Source organism: Acinetobacter sp. YH12041 (assembly GCF_013419975.1).
Lineage (GTDB): Bacteria > Pseudomonadota > Gammaproteobacteria > Pseudomonadales > Moraxellaceae > Acinetobacter.
Window position 1 is genome coordinate 1 of record NZ_VOZC01000052.1, and the last position, 1,210, is coordinate 1,210.

Consider the following 1,210-nt stretch of genomic DNA (forward strand, 5'->3'; position numbering starts at 1 on the left):
TGGTGGGTCTGACAAGACTTGAACTTGTGACCCCACGCTTATCAAGCGTGTGCTCTAACCAACTGAGCTACAGACCCTCAGATACATCGTCATGAAGAACAACTTGTTGTGGATTCTTACCAATCGTCAATCTTTCGTTAAGGAGGTGATCCAGCCGCAGGTTCCCCTACGGCTACCTTGTTACGACTTCACCCCAGTCATCGGCCACACCGTGGTAAGCGTCCTCCCTAAGGTTAGACTACCTACTTCTGGTGCAACAAACTCCCATGGTGTGACGGGCGGTGTGTACAAGGCCCGGGAACGTATTCACCGCGGCATTCTGATCCGCGATTACTAGCGATTCCGACTTCACGCAGTCGAGTTGCAGACTGCGATCCGGACTACGATCGGCTTTTTGAGATTAGCATCTGCTCGCGCAGTAGCAACCCTTTGTACCGACCATTGTAGCACGTGTGTAGCCCTGGCCGTAAGGGCCATGATGACTTGACGTCGTCCCCGCCTTCCTCCAGTTTGTCACTGGCAGTATCCTTAAAGTTCCCACCCGAAGTGCTGGCAAATAAGGAAAAGGGTTGCGCTCGTTGCGGGACTTAACCCAACATCTCACGACACGAGCTGACGACAGCCATGCAGCACCTGTATCAGAGTTCCCGAAGGCACCAATCCATCTCTGGAAAGTTCTCTGTATGTCAAGGCCAGGTAAGGTTCTTCGCGTTGCATCGAATTAAACCACATGCTCCACCGCTTGTGCGGGCCCCCGTCAATTCATTTGAGTTTTAGTCTTGCGACCGTACTCCCCAGGCGGTCTACTTATCGCGTTAGCTGCGCCACTAAAGCCTCAAGGGCCCCAACGGCTAGTAGACATCGTTTACGGCATGGACTACCAGGGTATCTAATCCTGTTTGCTCCCCATGCTTTCGCACCTCAGTGTCAGTATTAGGCCAGATGGCTGCCTTCGCCATCGGTATTCCTCCAGATCTCTACGCATTTCACCGCTACACCTGGAATTCTACCATCCTCTCCCATACTCTAGCTAACCAGTATCGAATGCAATTCCCAAGTTAAGCTCGGGGATTTCACATTTGACTTAATTAGCCACCTACGCGCGCTTTACGCCCAGTAAATCCGATTAACGCTTGCACCCTCTGTATTACCGCGGCTGCTGGCACAGAGTTAGCCGGTGCTTATTCTGCGAGTAACGTCCACTTATCCC

1 tRNA gene and 1 rRNA gene are annotated in these 1,210 nt (G+C 52.2%); both read right to left on the minus strand.

The annotated features are described in order from the left end of the window. Window positions 1-77, minus strand: a tRNA-Ile gene (locus FTU00_RS15440). A 61-nt stretch (window positions 78-138) separates the two neighbouring features. Beyond that, window positions 139-1,210: ribosomal RNA gene (locus FTU00_RS15445) — 16S ribosomal RNA — on the minus strand; the annotation flags it as partial.